This window comes from Peribacillus sp. V2I11 (genome assembly GCF_030817135.1).
Classification (GTDB): domain Bacteria; phylum Bacillota; class Bacilli; order Bacillales; family DSM-1321; genus Peribacillus; species Peribacillus simplex.
Genome location: NZ_JAUSYW010000001.1, coordinates 1 through 15,525, shown reverse-complemented (window position 1 = coordinate 15,525; position 15,525 = coordinate 1). Strand labels below are relative to the sequence as shown.

17 protein-coding genes and 2 riboswitches are annotated in these 15,525 nt (G+C 41.4%); of the genes, 12 read left to right on the top strand and 5 right to left on the bottom strand.

The annotated features are described in order from the left end of the window. Positions 1 to 376 precede the first annotated feature (376 nt). The 9 genes from QFZ73_RS00085 (at position 377) to QFZ73_RS00045 (ending at position 9,373) form a co-directional block, all read left to right on the top strand. Positions 377 to 1,465, top strand: a complete 1,089-nt coding sequence (locus QFZ73_RS00085) for a LuxE/PaaK family acyltransferase (protein ID WP_307261695.1) — start codon at positions 377 to 379, stop codon at positions 1,463 to 1,465. Continuing rightward, on the top strand, positions 1,462 to 2,913 hold the full coding sequence (locus tag QFZ73_RS00080; RefSeq protein ID WP_307261693.1) for an acyl-CoA reductase: 1,452 nt from the start codon (positions 1,462 to 1,464) through the stop codon (positions 2,911 to 2,913). The genes QFZ73_RS00085 and QFZ73_RS00080 overlap by 4 nt, the downstream gene beginning before the upstream one ends. Positions 2,914 to 2,924: 11 nt before the next feature. Next, on the top strand, positions 2,925 to 3,671 hold the full coding sequence (locus QFZ73_RS00075) for an ABC transporter ATP-binding protein (protein ID WP_307261690.1): 747 nt from the start codon (positions 2,925 to 2,927) through the stop codon (positions 3,669 to 3,671). Continuing rightward, complete coding sequence (locus tag QFZ73_RS00070) at positions 3,668 to 4,426, top strand: ABC transporter permease (RefSeq protein WP_307261687.1); 759 nt, start codon at positions 3,668 to 3,670, stop codon at positions 4,424 to 4,426. The genes QFZ73_RS00075 and QFZ73_RS00070 overlap by 4 nt, the downstream gene beginning before the upstream one ends. Continuing rightward, on the top strand, positions 4,423 to 5,454 hold the full coding sequence (locus QFZ73_RS00065; RefSeq protein ID WP_307261685.1) for an ABC transporter substrate-binding protein: 1,032 nt from the start codon (positions 4,423 to 4,425) through the stop codon (positions 5,452 to 5,454). Before QFZ73_RS00070 ends, QFZ73_RS00065 begins: the two co-directional genes overlap by 4 nt. Further along, positions 5,451 to 6,215 carry an SDR family oxidoreductase gene (locus QFZ73_RS00060; protein WP_307261683.1) on the top strand — a complete coding sequence of 255 codons (765 nt, stop codon included), beginning with the start codon at positions 5,451 to 5,453 and terminating at the stop codon, positions 6,213 to 6,215. Before QFZ73_RS00065 ends, QFZ73_RS00060 begins: the two co-directional genes overlap by 4 nt. A 123-nt stretch (positions 6,216 to 6,338) precedes the next feature. Then, positions 6,339 to 6,512 carry a type II toxin-antitoxin system HicB family antitoxin gene (locus QFZ73_RS00055; RefSeq protein WP_307261682.1) on the top strand — a complete coding sequence of 58 codons (174 nt, stop codon included), beginning with the start codon at positions 6,339 to 6,341 and terminating at the stop codon, positions 6,510 to 6,512. A gap of 1,034 nt (positions 6,513 to 7,546) precedes the next feature. Beyond that, positions 7,547 to 8,974, top strand: coding sequence for an alanine/glycine:cation symporter family protein (locus QFZ73_RS00050; protein ID WP_307261680.1), 1,428 nt, complete (start codon positions 7,547 to 7,549; stop codon positions 8,972 to 8,974). Between the two features lie 180 nt (positions 8,975 to 9,154). Continuing rightward, positions 9,155 to 9,373, top strand: coding sequence for a YozQ family protein (locus QFZ73_RS00045; RefSeq protein ID WP_307261678.1), 219 nt, complete (start codon positions 9,155 to 9,157; stop codon positions 9,371 to 9,373). 113 nt (positions 9,374 to 9,486) lie between these two features. Here the strand turns inward: QFZ73_RS00045 and QFZ73_RS00040 are convergent, their stop codons facing one another. The 5 genes from QFZ73_RS00040 to QFZ73_RS00020 form a co-directional block, all read right to left on the bottom strand. Beyond that, a complete protein-coding gene (locus tag QFZ73_RS00040; protein ID WP_307261676.1) occupies positions 9,487 to 10,332 on the bottom strand; it encodes an energy-coupling factor ABC transporter ATP-binding protein in 846 nt (281 codons plus the stop codon). Between the two features lie 18 nt (positions 10,333 to 10,350). Continuing rightward, on the bottom strand, positions 10,351 to 11,127 hold the full coding sequence (cbiQ, locus tag QFZ73_RS00035) for a cobalt ECF transporter T component CbiQ (RefSeq protein WP_307261673.1): 777 nt from the start codon (positions 11,125 to 11,127) through the stop codon (positions 10,351 to 10,353). After that, positions 11,114 to 11,425, bottom strand: coding sequence for an energy-coupling factor ABC transporter substrate-binding protein (locus QFZ73_RS00030; protein WP_307261671.1), 312 nt, complete (start codon positions 11,423 to 11,425; stop codon positions 11,114 to 11,116). Before QFZ73_RS00030 ends, cbiQ begins: the two co-directional genes overlap by 14 nt. A gap of 1 nt (position 11,426) precedes the next feature. Continuing rightward, complete coding sequence (locus QFZ73_RS00025) at positions 11,427 to 12,170, bottom strand: energy-coupling factor ABC transporter permease (RefSeq protein WP_063233507.1); 744 nt, start codon at positions 12,168 to 12,170, stop codon at positions 11,427 to 11,429. Positions 12,171 to 12,204: 34 nt separating this feature from the next. Then, a complete protein-coding gene (locus QFZ73_RS00020; protein ID WP_307261667.1) occupies positions 12,205 to 12,363 on the bottom strand; it encodes a hypothetical protein in 159 nt (52 codons plus the stop codon). Continuing rightward, positions 12,347 to 12,542, bottom strand: a riboswitch (cobalamin riboswitch). It overlaps the preceding gene by 17 nt. A gap of 204 nt (positions 12,543 to 12,746) precedes the next feature. Beyond that, a riboswitch (cobalamin riboswitch) is annotated at positions 12,747 to 12,936 on the top strand. Between the two features lie 149 nt (positions 12,937 to 13,085). Between QFZ73_RS00020 and QFZ73_RS00015 the strand changes: the two genes are divergently transcribed. The 3 genes from QFZ73_RS00015 to QFZ73_RS00005 all read left to right on the top strand — a co-directional run. Further along, a complete protein-coding gene (locus QFZ73_RS00015) occupies positions 13,086 to 13,454 on the top strand; it encodes a (2Fe-2S) ferredoxin domain-containing protein (protein WP_251431845.1) in 369 nt (122 codons plus the stop codon). 14 nt (positions 13,455 to 13,468) lie between these two features. After that, the gene (gene cobJ / locus QFZ73_RS00010) at positions 13,469 to 15,106 is read left to right on the top strand and encodes a precorrin-3B C(17)-methyltransferase (RefSeq protein ID WP_307261664.1); all 1,638 of its coding nucleotides are present in this window, start codon (positions 13,469 to 13,471) and stop codon (positions 15,104 to 15,106) included. An 18-nt stretch (positions 15,107 to 15,124) separates the two neighbouring features. Further along, a partial coding sequence (locus QFZ73_RS00005; RefSeq protein ID WP_307261662.1) for a sirohydrochlorin chelatase occupies positions 15,125 to 15,525 on the top strand: 401 nt, incomplete at its 3' end.

Genomic DNA, 15,525 nt, shown 5'->3' with positions numbered 1-15,525 from the left:
AAGCATATGTGCTTCTTTCATATGGTATTTCTTTTATATGTCACTAATTATAGTATTATATGCCTTAAATGAAAAATTGAGAAAATCGATGGAGATGTCTGTGTTCATTCCTTTTAATTTAATGAAATATGGATCTATGATTTAGTGTATTTTACGGTAGTTTAAAATGGAGTTGCATTTTTTAGGCAGAAGGAATAGACTTGAATAAAATTTAATGTTACGGGAGTCTGTGGAATCAGGCTGAGAGTATGACTAACTGTTGTAGACCGTTTGAACCTGTTGGGTAATGCCAGCGTAGGGATTGTGACTAGAGGACCACTATGCACTTTGCTTACGCAAAGTGCTTTTTTATTTTCTATGAAAGGATGGATTCTAGATGAATCAACAGCAAGTCATAACCAATAATATTGTTCGCTATATGCAGAATGAAGTTACATCAGACGATGCATTCAATGAACAGGCCTTACAATTATTTTCTTATCAATACCATCATAATCTTCCCTATCGAACCTTTTGTTTTCAAAAAGGAAAGACACCAAGGGTAGTCAAGACATGGAGGGATATTCCGGCCGTACCGATTAATGCTTTTAAAGAGGTCACGCTAAGCTCCATAGATCCCTCTGAAACAGAAGCGGTTTTCATGACGAGCGGAACTACAAAAGGAATTAAGGGCAAACATTATCATCCCACTTTGGAAGTGTTTGACGAGTCCATGATTTTAAATTTTAGGAAAAGATTTATGAAGGAAACGGAGAAAATCCGCATGGGGATTCTTTTTCCAACCGAAATAGAAATGCCTAACTCTTCATTAGCTCGCTACTTGGGTCTTGGAATGCGTGAATTCGGTACGAAGGATAGCCACTATCTATTAAATGAAAGTGGAATTGATATGGACCGCTTGCTGGAGGACCTTGAGCATGCGGAAAAAACTGGGGAGCCTTATGCCCTTGTAGGCGCGAGTTTTAGTTTCGTACATATGATCGAAGAATTAGAACGAATGGGAAAGACCTTAAGTTTACCAAAGGGAAGTAAACTCCTTGATACGGGAGGATATAAAAATCAATCAAAGGAATTGGGTTTGGATGAATTCTATCATATGCTTTCCACTCACTTAGGTGTAGACCGGTCTGGATGCATCAATATGTATGGGATGACAGAGCTAAGCACGCAATTTTATGATGATGGTAACGAGACTGTTCCTCCTGTAAAATCGGGACCGCATTGGATAAGGACTAGAGTGATTAATCCTTTAAGTGGGGAAGAGGTCCAAAAGGGCGAGCGGGGAGTACTGGTTCATTGTGATTTAGCTAATTTTAATTCGGTCACTACCATCCTAACAGAAGATTTAGGGGTCGAGGTGGATGGTGGTTTTCTTTTATTAGGAAGAGTGCAGGGAACAGAGGCAAAGGGTTGTTCCATAGCGGTGGATGAGTTTTTAAAAGCTGCAAAGGGCTTTTCGGAATGAGCGAGATTGCAGGATATATACCGGATATAGGGGATAAAGATTTCGCAAAAAGGATTTTAGTATTTAAGAGAAACAATGAAGAAGTGGAAGTGGAGATTCCCCTTCTTACGATAGAACAGATGAATAAGGTTATAGAAAAGGTTAAAAGGGCGAGTGTTGAGACATTAAAGGCATTTACGACGGTGGAAATCATGGACATTATTGACAAAGCGATTGAGAGATTACTGGATCGTCGTTCACCGTACCGTCAAAAGGCTGAACAGCTCCTGCCGATTATTACAGGGTACGATGAGGAAATAGTTCGTCTTGGTCTTACTTTCTATTTGAAAAAATTCCGCAAACATGAACTCCAACGCTTTGTTGTTGAAGATTTTGGAAATCCCCTGTTGCTTGATGACTTTCAACCTCGAATCAAAGGCGGGTTCTCTAAGGCAGTCGGGCCAAATCTAATCACCCATATTTGGTCGGGGAATGTCCCTGGTCTTCCTTTGTGGAGCTTCATCTCCGCCTTGCTTACCAAGTCAGGAAACATTGGGAAGGTCTCAAGTGCGGAGCCTTTGTTTGCGGGCTTGTTTGCCCGTTTGTTAGTGGAAATTGAACCTAAATTAGCGGATTGCTTTGCCATTGTTTGGTGGAAAGGGGGCGATGAAGAGCGGGAAACATGCATATTGGAACAAAGTGACGTTGTAGTAGGGTACGGCGGCAACGCTTCGCTTGAGTCTCTTCAAAGCCGAACGCCAATAACCACCCGATTTTTGGCATATGGGCATAAAATCAGTTTTGGGTTGATCTCTAGTTTTAGCCTGGATTCACAAAAAGCTTTTGAAACGGCACGTCAAGCGGCACTTGATGTCATCCGTTATGATCAGCAAGGCTGCTACTCTCCCCATATTTTTTATGTCCAGCATGGCGGCAATGTTTCGCCAAAAGAATTTGCGAGATATCTGGCACATGAACTCGAAAACATGGAAAAAAGGTATCCTCGGCGGATTCTTTCAATGGAAGAGTCTGCAGCACTGGCATCGTGGCGTCAAAGAGAAGAGATGAGTGTTTTTTATGATTCCCAAAAAGAGGTATTGGGAAATGTAGCACATGATTGGACCGTCGTATACGAAGAAAAGGGCATTTCCTTCACTCCAAGTAGTTTGAATCGAGTGATAAAAGTGATTTCCTTTGAAAAAATAGAGGACCTGATTCCTTCCATTGAGCCTCACCGTGTTTTCCTCCAAACCGTTGGTATAGCTGCAAGCCCAAGAGAACTTTTTCATTGGGCCGAGTTATTAGGGGGGATTGGTGTAACGAGGTTAACGGCTTTGGGCAGTATGACGTCTCCCGAAGCTGGATGGCATCATGATGGCCGCTTTAATTTACTAGATTTGATCAACATGGTAGATATAGAGTCCTCTGCTGTAGTATACAGTGAAAGATTTGCCCCTTATGTTGATTAGGAGGTAGTGGAATGGGTTTTTTGACAGTTAATGATGTGACATACTGCTATCAGGGCAGAGGGTCAGTTATCAATCGTGTAAGCTGGGAAATCGAAGAAGGGGAGTTTCATTGTTTGCTGGGGAAGAGTGGGTGCGGGAAAACGACGTTATTAAAGCTCGCTGCAGGCTTACTGCAGGTGGATGCTGGAATTATTTCCCTGAATGGGAACATCGTAATCAAGCCGTCCCCTGAAGCCGGATTTGTCTTTCAATCCCCAACCCTATTAGAGTGGAAAACTGTAATGGACAACGTTCTGTTGCCCGTTTCCCTTAGGGGGAAAGTGACGGTAAAGGATATAGAGTATGCGATGAAGTTATTGGAGACTGTTGGGTTAGCAGACTATCTTCAGAGTTTCCCGGCACAATTATCAGGAGGTCAGCAGAGTCGTGTAGCCATTGCAAGGGCCCTTGTTGAACAGCCGTCCATGATGTTCTTAGATGAACCATTTGCCGCATTGGACGCGATTACAAGAGAAGAATTACAGGACGACCTTTTAAAGATATGCAAACAGGAAAATACGACAGTCCTTTTTATAACACATGATATTTCAGAAGCTGTTTATCTCTCAGACAAGATAGCCGTAATGGATCAGGGAAGCATTGTCTATGAAACAGCTGTCGATCTTGCAAAGCCGCGAACGGTGGAAATGAGGTACAGCTCGTATTTTAATGAACTTTGCCTCAAGATCCGTCAGGTTATGGGGGGAGTAAGGTTATGAGACGATTTCCTATATACTCCGTAATCCTTTTACTACTTTTGCTGTTTTTATGGGAACTAGCAGCAAGATCCATGTCAGAGCTTGTCCTGCCGACACCTATTGTGATTTTCCATACCCTTTTTGAAGGCATAATGGGCGGATACTTTACCCCGCATATTATCCGAACCACATCAGAGGTGTTGCTGGGACTGTTTTTTGGAGGGGTATTCGGATTTGTGGCAGGCATTATTTTGGGCGAGGTGCCTTTTTTACGGAAGCTCTTATTTCCTTACATTATTGCCAGTCAAGCCGTTCCGAAGCTTGCTTTAGCCCCTCTTTTTATCCTTTGGTTTGGATTTGGAATGACCTCTAAAGTGGTGATTACGGCACTGATCTGTTTTTTTCCTTTATTGGAGAATACGGTGATGGCCATAAAGTATACGGATAGGCAGAAACAGGAACTGTTCAAAATGCTTGGTGCATCACGCTGGCAAACCTTGATCCATTTAAAGATACCTGCTGGGATGCCTGGGATTATAGCAGGGCTTCGCGTAGCGGTTGTTTTGGCAATAGTAGGAGCGGTTGTTGGAGAGTTTATCGGCGGAAGTGACGGATTAGGAGCGGTGATCATCGCTTCACAGGGAATGATGGATACACCATTGATGTTCGCGACCTTGATTTTGTTAACGGCCATGGGAATGGTTCTATATCAGGCGGTGCAACTATTGGAAAAGAAATGGGTCATACGATTTATAAAGGAGACGGAGAAAAAATGAAATCAAAAATTATGCTAATGGGTTTATTATTATTGATAGCAATAATTACAAGCGCTTGTGGAGCGAAGGAAGAGACAACCAAGGAGTCAGGCTCAGAGAAAATACAGCAGGTCAGAGTAGCGAATTGGAGTAAGCCGATAACTGAGCAAACGAATTTATTGGTGGATGAGAAAAAACACTTTTTCAAGGATAAAGGATTGGACGTTTCGGTTATTCCAGGAGAAGGTGGCGGCGATGCCATTAAAAATATTGTTTCTGGACAAGCTGACATTGCGTTTACAGATCCCGGCTCTCTTTTCTTTGCAATAGACAAAGGGGAAAAGCTGAAAGTGATTTATAATATCTATCCACAAAATGTTTTTAACATTGTATCGCTTAAAGACAAAAGAATAAATAAGCCACAGGATCTTAAAGGGAAAACAATTGGTGTATATAGTTTAACAAGCGGGACGCGTCAAAATTTATTGGTTCTTCTGCATCAGGCTGGACTTTCGGAAAACGATGTAAAAATCGTGGAGACGGGATTGTTGAATTTTGCTCCTTTGATGCAGGGAAAGGTGGATGCTACAGCTGCAACGGATACTGGATTAGCAGTCGCTAAACAAAAAGGTTTGGATGAAGTAAATGTCATGGAAGTAAAAGATTATTTGAATGTGCCTAGCGATGTATTTGTTGTCACAGAAAAGACGTATGATGAAAAGAAAGACGTTCTGAAAGAATTTTTGGAGGCTTATAGTAGCAGTGCACAGTGGATGATCAAAAATCCAGAGGAAGCCGCTACACTAGCATCTGAATATGCCATTGATGGAAAAGATGAACAACAAAACTTGAAAATTATTAATTTGAGAAATACTTCGAGTGTTTCCTCTGAAGAAACTGATAGTAAGGGGCTAGGGGAACTTGATACATCGGTTTTACAAAAAGGAGCAGATACGTACCAACAACTAGGACTAATTGAAAATAGCATCGATATGAAAGAGGCAGTACGTGACGATCTTCTCCCTAACAAAACGAAGGAGAAAAAATGAAAAAATTTCAGGGGAAAGTAGTACTGGTGACGGGAGCTAGCCGAGGAATAGGAGCTAGTATTGCCCGTGCCTTTGCGAGAGAAGGGGCACTGGTTATCATCAACTACCTGCAAAATCACGAGGCCGCTGAACAGGTTGCCGTGGATTGTACTAAACTGGGCGGTGAAGGATGGGCTATACAGGGAGATGTCACTTCTGAATCGTCCGTCAAACAGATGATCGAACAAGTTTTGGAAGCGGGGAAAATTGATGTTCTCGTGAATAATGCCTTCAAGTCTTACATTTTTGATGCTGACAATCGAAAAATGTCATGGGAGCTAAAATGGGAAGATTATCAGGCGCAAATTGATGGGGCTTTACGCTCGACACATTATATGTGTCAGGCAGTCTTACCCATTATGAAAAAACAGAGCAATGGCAGCATCATCAATATGATCAGCAATTTAGTTCAAAGACCGATTGTACCTTACCATGAATACACGACAGCAAAAAGTGGACTTATGGGGTACAGCCGTAATTTAGCTGCAGAGCTCGGAGCTTTTGGAATCAGGGTCAATTGCGTGGCTCCGGGGCTTGTCTATCCAACGGATACAAGCAAGGATACAAAAGAAGAGTTGAAGGACCTCATCATATCCCAAACTCCACTCCGCAGAATTGCAGCACCAGAAGATGTAGCAGGACCCGTGTTGTTCCTAGCATCAGATTGGAGTCAGTTTATGACAGGGCAAACTTTATTTGTAGATGGCGGGCTTGTGATGTAACAACACGATAATCAATCAATAAATCCAAACTTGGTAAGTAAATTTTCATTTCATTACTTAATTTATTTGACCAAATCTTCAAATATTATGCTGTCGTTGGGCAAGAGGGGTGGAGTTTATGCTGTGAGCTTTCCTGATTTAGAGAATTGCTTTACAGATGGTGAGACAGTGTCTCAGGCTGTAGAAATGGCTGAGGTTGTAATTGGTACATTGCTGAGCTTTTATGAGGATGAAGGAGATACTATGCCAGCTCCAAGTAAGGCAGATGTAATTAATGTCCTGAGGGAGGTGGTTTAGTCCTAATAACTGTAGAAACTGATGAGTTTAGGGAGGCTGTTTAAGCCTCTCTTTTTGTTTGGATTAGGGGAGCAGAAATGCTCCTCTTTTTTGTTGTGAATTATCTGTTAATAAGTTAATATTTTGGTAGGATGGCAGGGTGGAATATTATGGAAATTGTAAGAGTAGATGCCTTTTGGGGGCTAGTTGGTGCTGTAATAGATTTAAACACAGCAGAATGAGCAGTATGATAAGACAATGCTAGTTATAATCAGCTTTATTAAAAAGGAAGTTAGGCATAATTATGAAGTATTTAAAAAAGGTAATGCTGATTTTCCATTAGAGATGATTAAAAATTTTCCATGATCTTATAAATGCTTTATTTAGAAAAGTATAAAGTCAATTTTTGTTATTTAATACAGACCACTATGGTAAGTTTAAATATGAGATTGCTTACATGGAGAATATATTTGCTACTGATTAGCTGTTGAAGAAAGAGACTTTGAAATATATAAGAAACAAGGATTTACTTTTGTAGAGGGTGAGAAAAAGGTAGGAATCATCAGAGATACTACAGGGGAGATAACCTATATTGATCCTGATATTATTGAGGCAATAAGTTACAGTTTTATGTAGGGGGAGCTGAAATGCTCCTTTTTTTTATGAGTCTCTGCCTACTGATTTTACGTTAGGCACAGCAAAATCTTCTTGTGTTTTTCAATTTTAACAGTACCCCCTTAGTACTTTTTTATAATGATGTGGATAAAAATAGAAAATAACTCCCGTTGGGATTGAATGTTAAATGAAGTGAGTCAGAAAGATTATTATCTAAAGGAAATGATACTGAAATATTATATTTATCGTTTGATTCCAACAATTCATGAATGAAAAAAATTGTTTGTTAGGATATAATATATTATTGTATTGGAGATTCATTCTGGAATTTCCTTTTTTTATGGGCTTCCTTTGTTTATTTCCCCAATGAATCGGGAAACAAATTATAGTTGTATATGTTTTTATAATATATTTTGAGTGAAGTAGAGGGGATTGTTTTAATGGAGATGTTAGAAAAATTTATTAGTGAAACAAATGATGTGTTATGGTCTTCCATATTGATCATCATGTTGATTGGATTGGGTCTTTATTTTTCCGTCCGCACGAAGTTTGTCCAATTCAGAATGGTAGGGGAAATGTTCAGGCTATTGGGAGAAGGGGCCACTGCGGATAAAAAAGGTGTAACATCTTTTCAGGCATTTTGCATAAGCACGGCATCGCGGGTAGGAACGGGTAACCTTGCAGGTGTTGCCATCGCAATCACGATGGGCGGACCTGGATCCGTTTTCTGGATGTGGTTAATAGCACTGATCGGGTCTGCTTCCGCATTCATTGAAAGTACACTTGCGCAAATCTATAAGGTCAAGGATGGGGATGCATTCCGCGGCGGTCCTGCGTATTATATGGAAAAAGCATTGAATGCCCGTTGGATGGGCATCACTTTCGCAGTGTTGATTTCACTTACATTTGGACTAGCTTTCAACTCGGTACAAGCCAATACGATTACAAGCGCATTCAACGAATCGTTTGGGATTGAAAAGTGGGTTACGGCAATCATCCTGGCTATCGTCACCGCTGTCATCATTTTTGGCGGGATCAAAATGGTTGCAAAGGTCTCTGAAGTCATCGTTCCGATTATGGCAGGAGCCTATGTGATAGTGGCGTTGATTATCATCATCATGAATATTACCGAGTTACCGAGTGTCTTTGCTTTGATCTTTGAAAGTGCATTCGATGGAATAAAAGAAGTGGCTGGCGGAGTACTGGGAGCAGCCATGATGCAGGGAATCAAGCGCGGATTGTTTTCAAATGAAGCCGGTATGGGTAGTGCACCTAATGCTGGTGCGACTGCTGATGTCAGTCATCCTGTCAAGCAAGGGCTCATTCAGTCCCTGGGTGTTTTTGTAGATACGCTCATCATTTGCAGTTCGACTGCCTTCATCATTTTGTTTTCAGGTCTTTATACTTCGAAGGAAACGGATGGAATCGTTCTTACCCAAAATGCCCTTGGAACGGCATTGGGATCTTGGGCGGGTATTTTCCTTGCCATTATCGTACTGTTATTCGCTTTTAGTTCCATTGTGGGCAACTATTATTATGGAGAGTCGAACATTGGTTTCATCAATGAAAATAAGGTTTGGTTAAACATCTATCGTGTTGCTGTTGTAGGGATGGTGATATTCGGTTCGCTTGCCTCACTCGATTTTGTTTGGGGTCTGGCTGACTTGCTGATGGCCCTTATGGCCATTATCAACCTGATTGCGATAGCATTACTTGGGAAGATCTCTTTTGCTGCACTGGCGGATTATCAAAAGCAAAAGAAAAGTGGGAAAAATCCTGTCTTCCATGTGAACAATATTAAAGGTTTGAAGAATGTGGAATGCTGGGGTGACCCATCCGATAATGTGGATGGGAAGAAGGTGGGCTAAGCTCTCATTAAGCTTACAAGTAAAATCCTTGAAAGGGGATTTTACTTGTAAGCTTTTTTTGCCTTTTGCCTCCTTTTTTATCATTATTGAATATTGCTTCGTTTTTTACACAAAATACCTTTGTCTTTAATACTGCTGTCAATCTCTGATTGGACAATTTAAAAACTAGGAGTGAAAAAAATGGATAGCAAGCAATCAAAAAATGAATCTTCAGAAATCGCGGGAAGAATATATGATGTCAGTGATTATAAACGGGAAGATCCTTTATCTTCTGGACTGGCTAGAACCCACGAACAAGTCTCGGATACTTATGCGGAAGGCGAAATAAAAGCAGTGGTTGATGATGTAAACGGAAGAGATATTGAGCTTGCAAAAGAAAGATCTGAGGAAGAAAAGTAATAATAGGATTTTTGTTTTTTTAGGAACAAGAATTATCGCCTGCTATTTTAAAGATATATCGGTTTGAACCCCTAGCTTTTGGAAAGATGAAACAAGAGCTAGGGGATACATAATTAATAAATCCTTTCTCTCTCCAACTTTTGAAGCAATTCTTCCTTCGTTCTTGGGAAAAGGTCCCTTTCTGTAGGTTTCCTTGATTGAAGGAGGGCTTGAAACATTTCAAAAACCCACGGCTTCTCCAGATGTGCCTGCAGCAAAACGTCTTCATCATGGAAAACGGATATAGGATCCCCTTGGTATATGACCTTACCATCGTTCATGACAACGACTTCATCAGCCCATTGATAAGCTAAGTTAACATCATGAGTTGATAGGATTATCGTTTTGTCAGGGTGGTGGATACTGTCCAGCAGAGCCATGATCTGTCTTGAGAAATAAGGATCCAATCCAGCGGTAGGCTCGTCCAAGAGCCAGACATCGGGTTCCATGGCGAGTATCCCTGCAATGGCGACACGTTTTTTTTGCCCAAGGCTCAAAAAATGGGTAGGTCTGTCTTTCAGTTCCGTTACTTCCGTTTGAGCCATCGCCCAATTCACTTTCTCCTGGACTGCATTTTTATCCCATCCCAAATTCATCGGTCCAAACGATATATCCTGTTGTACATTAGCGGAAAAGAGCTGCGAATCGGGATCTTGAAAAACGATCCCGACTTGCTTACGTAATGTTAATAATGCTTTACGGTCATATTTCATTTTCTTGCCATTGAATCTGATTGTACCTGCTGTAGGTTGTAAAAGACCATTTAAATGGAGGAATAAAGTCGATTTGCCAGCACCATTATTGCCTAATAATGCAATCTTTTTACCATGTTGGACCGTTAGCGAAAGATCTTTTAAAGCGAACGTTCCATCTGCGTATTGATGGGTGAGGCCTTCTATATAAAAAATATGCTCTTCCATTCTTGGGTTGCCTCCAATTTACAAATATCCATTAATAAAGATTAAGCTTCCTAGTATTACAATCGCGATCAGCCAATTGCGTGAGGAATAGGTGTAAGTATCCTCGATATAGGAAAGGTTCTCCTGATAGCCTCTTGCGTTCATCGCCATCGTCAATTGCCCAGAGCGCTGCAATACTCCTAAAAATAATGATGAGATTAGTAATCCGAGAGATCGAATGCCTTTCCTTAACGTACCATACCCCAGCCGTGAAGCTTGTGATTGGTGAATCGCCATAGCTGTATCTAAAAAAATAAAGATGAAGCGATAGGTCAATTCTATTAAATCGACCAATAAGGAAGGCACTTTAAGTTTTCGCAGCACGGATAGGATGTCGGTAATGGGTGTAGTTAAGGTAAGGAAATATAAACAGCTGATACTGCCGAATACGACAGTGATCAAATTGATCACCGTGCCGATGCTGTCATCGCTGATGAATATCTGCCAATTCCCGACTTTCCAGGACCACCATATATTCGATATCGAAGTGAATTTACTTGTGAAAGAAAAAAGGATGGTAATTGTACCTGATAGTATAAAAAATCCTGGTAATAGAAGTAATTTAAGATAATAAGAAAGCGGTATTTTTGCCGCAAAAATGATTAAAGCGCTTATCACCGTAAAAGTGATGAGCGAAACGGTCATATCCCTTACTGTTAACGAAAATAGCAAAAGGGAAAGTGCAAAAACCATCTTTTCCAACGGATGTACATCCTTTAGCCCATTGAAATAGGCATATTTATCAATGAGTAACATGCTTCGATTTTTCGGGAATTTCTTGTTTGGTTAGCTTATTCCTTAGCCTCGTTACACCTATGAAATAACCAATGAAACCAGCTCCGATTGCAGCTTGCAGCGCAAATAATAAGCTTTCGGTTTCTGCACCTGGCGGCTCCCAAATATTGTTGAACCATGGCTTGTATTCCGGCTGGATTTTAGTGATGGCTTCTTCAGCTTCGCCGTCGGCACCGCCAAATTCCGTTCCTTGTTGGGTGATTAATGGTATGGTAGCAAGAATGACGACCAGGAAAAGCAGCAGTAAACTTTTTTTCATGTTAACGGGCCTCCTTAGATAAAACTCGCAGCAATTTCAATTCGCCTAGATTGTATTTTTTCAAGAAATTCATCACGACGACTGTCAATAACCCCTCACTGATTGCCAAGGGAATTTGGGTCAGGGCAAAAATCCCTGCAAATTTACTGAAAGAGGCCATGAATCCTCCTACCTCGGATGGAAAAGCAAGAGCAAGTTGAACGGAAGTTACCACATAGGTTCCCAAATCTCCAAAAGCAGCTGCCAAGAAAACGGCAAGAGAGAAAGACCACCCTAATTTAGTAGCGCCCTTGAAGACAAAGTAAGCAATGAAAGGTCCGCAAACCGCCATGGAAAATGCATTGGCCCCTAATGTCGTCAATCCTCCGTGAGCCAGTAAAACAGCCTGAAATAACAGAACGATGGAGCCAACGACACTCATGGCCAATGGTCCGAATAAAATGGAACCCAATCCAACTCCGGTAGGGTGTGAAGAACTTCCCGTAACGGAAGGAATCTTAAGGGCAGATAATATAAATACAAATGCGCCCGATAGGCCAAGTATCATTTTTGTTTCTGGGTTTTCCCTTACTTTGGACCTAATGGACCGGTAACCCAAGATTAAAAATGGAAGCGTCACGGCCCACCAGAATATAGCCCATTCAATGGGTAAAAAGCCCTCCATGATATGCATGGCCATTGCCCGTTTTGGGACAAAAAGCAGTAAAATGACAAAATAAAGAATTTTCCAATTGGTTCTTTTCATTCTTTTCTCCTTTCAACACTTTTAATTTTTCTGATCAATCTTTAGAAGAAAAGCGGCGCCCAACATAAAAAGCACTTCTCTCAAGGGAAAGAAGTGCGTAATGAACAGGAATTTTGCAGCATAAACCAACCATGGGCCTTTCTGCCTGATCCGCACACCCATCCTCGTAGGCTGAAACAGTTTCACGCTTCATGGCAGGTCTCCTGGCTTAGGTTCATTATCCCATTACATCCTTCCCATCTCATTTGACAGTGGATTAAAGTTAAAGTATTAGGACTTCCCTATACAGTGGCGGGACCGCTCCGGATTTTCACCGGCTTCCCTTTTAAGCTGAATTCCGTGGAATTCAACACCCTGAAACTTATGTAATTATTTTGAAAATTCTCGTATAGTGTACCATAAAGAAATAATTTCAGCTACACTATCTTTTTTTTTTTCGGGACGAAGTTTGTTGCGAGGGAAGGGTTGAAACTGGTTTTACACTATTAAACTTTTCTAAACAGTCGGAATAAACTATTGAATTTTGATAAAGTTGTTATATGATAGATAAAGTTAGTTAGAAATGTATAATAAAACCAAATATTTCATTTTAAAAGTGCTCTTATGTGAATAACCAAGGGATAATAGGGAAAACGGTGAAAACCCGATGCAGCCCCCGCTACTGTAAACGCTGATGAAATTGTCGATAGCCACTGGCATGATGCCGGGAAGGGACAAAGTAAAATGAAGCGTAAGCCAGGAAACCTGCTTTTAAAATTGCATGATACTTTTCGGAGGGAAAGGTAAAAGGACTATGACGATTTTGGGAGATTGGGCATGCTTGCCTGGGGCTCCTCATTCATATAGTTTTTTAAACCTTGACTCTTATGTTAAGGTTTTTTATTTTGCCTTTTCCCTGAATTCAGGAGGAAAAAGATGACTACTTGGAACTTGACGGGTACAAATACGCATCTGTTGATTTGTAATGGGAGCAGCTGCATGAAAAAGGGCGGGGAAGAAGTAACCCAAGCGATTCGCGATGAAATTACTTCCAAAGGACTGGATTTGAAAATCCATACAACCAGGACACGGTGTAACGGAAGATGTAAGGATGCCTGCGTTGTGATTGCCTATCCCCAAGGAAACTGGTATCGAGTGGAAACGCCTGATTTCGGTCGGCAGATTGTCAGCCATATTGATGATGGGGAGTTTGTTCCACGTATGATCTACCAATTCAATGATGGGGAAATGACACCTAATCCAGATTTTCCTGCTCATACGGGTATTTCGAAGAACAAAGCGTAAAAGGAGATGTCTTAATGAGTACAAACGGTAAATTATTCGTCGTGGGTTTTGGGCCAGGGAATTTTGAACACATTACCAAACGTGCTGTCGAAGCCCTTCAAGAAAGTGACTACATCATTGGTTATAAAACTTATGTTGAGCTCATTCAGGGACTGCTTACAGATCAAACGATTATTAGTACGGGGATGACTGAAGAGGTATCACGTGCACAGGAAGCGGTGAAACAAGCGGAGCTCGGAAAGAAAGTTGCGGTAATTTCCAGCGGAGATGCCGGAGTTTACGGGATGGCAGGGTTGGTTTATGAAGTATTGATTGAAAAAGGCTGGAAAGAAGAAACTGGTGTGGGCATTGAGGTCATTCCCGGCATTTCTGCAATCAACTCTTGTGCATCTTTACTTGGGGCACCAGTCATGCACGACTCGTGTACGATTAGCCTCAGTGATCATTTAACTCCTTGGGAACTGATCGCAAAGAGGGTTGAGGCAGCTGCAATGGCAGACTTTGTCATTGCACTTTATAATCCGCGCAGCGGCAGGCGGACCAGGCAGATTGTTGAAACTCAGAAAATTCTCCTTCGCTACCGTTCGCCAGATACACCTGTCGGGTTGGTGAAAAGTGCTTATCGCGATAGACAGGATATTGTCATAACCAATTTGAAAGATATGTTGAATCACGATATTGGAATGTTGACCACCGTCATTATTGGAAATTCATCCACCTTTTTATATGATGACAAAATCATCACACCAAGAGGCTATCAGAGGAAATATACTTTGAATTCGGATAAGCAAACATTGAAGCCGCATCAGCGCCTGCAAAAAGAAGCGGAACCGTGGGCATTAGATCAAGAAGCCTTTACCGAGTCTGCTGGAGGAGTTGGATTACTTACAAAAGCACCAGAAAAGAAGCCAGCTTCTTTTGAAATGGCAATGGAAGCCCTGTCAAGAGTCAAGGGTCAAACCGTTCAACAATCCATTAAGCCGATTGTTCAGCAAAAAATGGAGTCGGTATTCGAACTTGCCGTTAGTCCAGGTGTGGCGAATAAACAATTCACTCCCAAACAAATGATGACACTTGCGGAAGTTGTCGGGGAAAAAGGAACGATGGAATACACGCCAAATCATAAAATCATATTAAAGATTCCCACAACTGATCCGGAAGTCATTACAGGGAAATTGCAATCAGCAAACTTTCTATTATCGCCGATTGGAGATGTACTGACATTAAAAGCCTGTGATTTCTGTGATGGTGAAAAAGCGGAATCCATTCCTTATGCAGAAGAAATACACCGGGTGCTTGGCGGAATGAAAATGCCCAAGGAACTGAACATCGGTTTTAATGGGTGTGGGATGGCTTGTTATAGTGCTGTGATGGATGATATCGGGATTGTTTTCCGAAAAGGGAAGTTCGACTTATTTCTTGGAGCTAAACCGGTTGGAAGAACAGCCCATCCAGGTCAGCCGGTTGCGGAAGGAATTGAACCGGAACAGCTTGTTGAACTGATTACGGACATTGTCGGGGAATATAAGCAAAATGCCCATCCAAATGAGCGGCTTTTTAAATACTTCAAACGTTCGAAAAAGATAAAGAATTTTTCTTATCAGGACATCGCTCCCAAAATAAACATAGAGCCTGCGCCTTGTGAAGACTAATCAAGAGGGGGAAAGTAAATGAAAGCAGTTTTGTTCGTAGGACACGGAAGCCGCTTGGCTTCGGGAAATGAAGAAGTCCTTCATTTTATTGAAAATATGATTCCGGCAATGGACGAGCGCTTCCTAGTAGAAACGTGCTTCTTGGAATTTGCGGTACCGAATATATCTAAAGGCATTGATAATTGTGTGAAACGAGGAGCTACTGAAGTTATCGTCATACCGATCATTTTGTTGCATGCAGGACATTCGAAATTACATATCCCAGCTGAAATAGAGGATGGGAAAACCAAGTATCCTGAAGTGAAATTCACATATGGCCAAACGATCGGGGTTCACCATGATGTATTGACAATCCTGACAGACCGTCTTGAGGAAGCGGGATTCGATACAACCGCTGAACATGCTGAGACAGCAATATT

Excerpts from the sequence above, each read along its gene's own strand:
- cobJ (WP_307261664.1), top strand. The coding sequence starts at position 13,469 with ATGAGTACAAACGGTAAATTATTCGTCGTGGGTTTTGGGCCAGGGAAT.
- QFZ73_RS00080 (WP_307261693.1), top strand. The coding sequence starts at position 1,462 with ATGAGCGAGATTGCAGGATATATACCGGATATAGGGGATAAAGATTTC.
- QFZ73_RS00070 (WP_307261687.1), top strand. The coding sequence starts at position 3,668 with ATGAGACGATTTCCTATATACTCCGTAATCCTTTTACTACTTTTGCTG.
- cbiQ (WP_307261673.1), bottom strand. The coding sequence starts at position 11,127 with ATGTTACTCATTGATAAATATGCCTATTTCAATGGGCTAAAGGATGTA.
- QFZ73_RS00045 (WP_307261678.1), top strand. The coding sequence starts at position 9,155 with ATGGATAGCAAGCAATCAAAAAATGAATCTTCAGAAATCGCGGGAAGA.
- QFZ73_RS00040 (WP_307261676.1), bottom strand. The coding sequence starts at position 10,332 with ATGGAAGAGCATATTTTTTATATAGAAGGCCTCACCCATCAATACGCA.
- QFZ73_RS00020 (WP_307261667.1), bottom strand. The coding sequence starts at position 12,363 with ATGAAGCGTGAAACTGTTTCAGCCTACGAGGATGGGTGTGCGGATCAG.
- QFZ73_RS00085 (WP_307261695.1), top strand. The coding sequence starts at position 377 with ATGAATCAACAGCAAGTCATAACCAATAATATTGTTCGCTATATGCAG.
- QFZ73_RS00065 (WP_307261685.1), top strand. The coding sequence starts at position 4,423 with ATGAAATCAAAAATTATGCTAATGGGTTTATTATTATTGATAGCAATA.
- QFZ73_RS00050 (WP_307261680.1), top strand. The coding sequence starts at position 7,547 with ATGGAGATGTTAGAAAAATTTATTAGTGAAACAAATGATGTGTTATGG.
- QFZ73_RS00025 (WP_063233507.1), bottom strand. The coding sequence starts at position 12,170 with ATGAAAAGAACCAATTGGAAAATTCTTTATTTTGTCATTTTACTGCTT.
- QFZ73_RS00015 (WP_251431845.1), top strand. The coding sequence starts at position 13,086 with ATGACTACTTGGAACTTGACGGGTACAAATACGCATCTGTTGATTTGT.
- QFZ73_RS00060 (WP_307261683.1), top strand. The coding sequence starts at position 5,451 with ATGAAAAAATTTCAGGGGAAAGTAGTACTGGTGACGGGAGCTAGCCGA.
- QFZ73_RS00030 (WP_307261671.1), bottom strand. The coding sequence starts at position 11,425 with ATGAAAAAAAGTTTACTGCTGCTTTTCCTGGTCGTCATTCTTGCTACC.
- QFZ73_RS00075 (WP_307261690.1), top strand. The coding sequence starts at position 2,925 with ATGGGTTTTTTGACAGTTAATGATGTGACATACTGCTATCAGGGCAGA.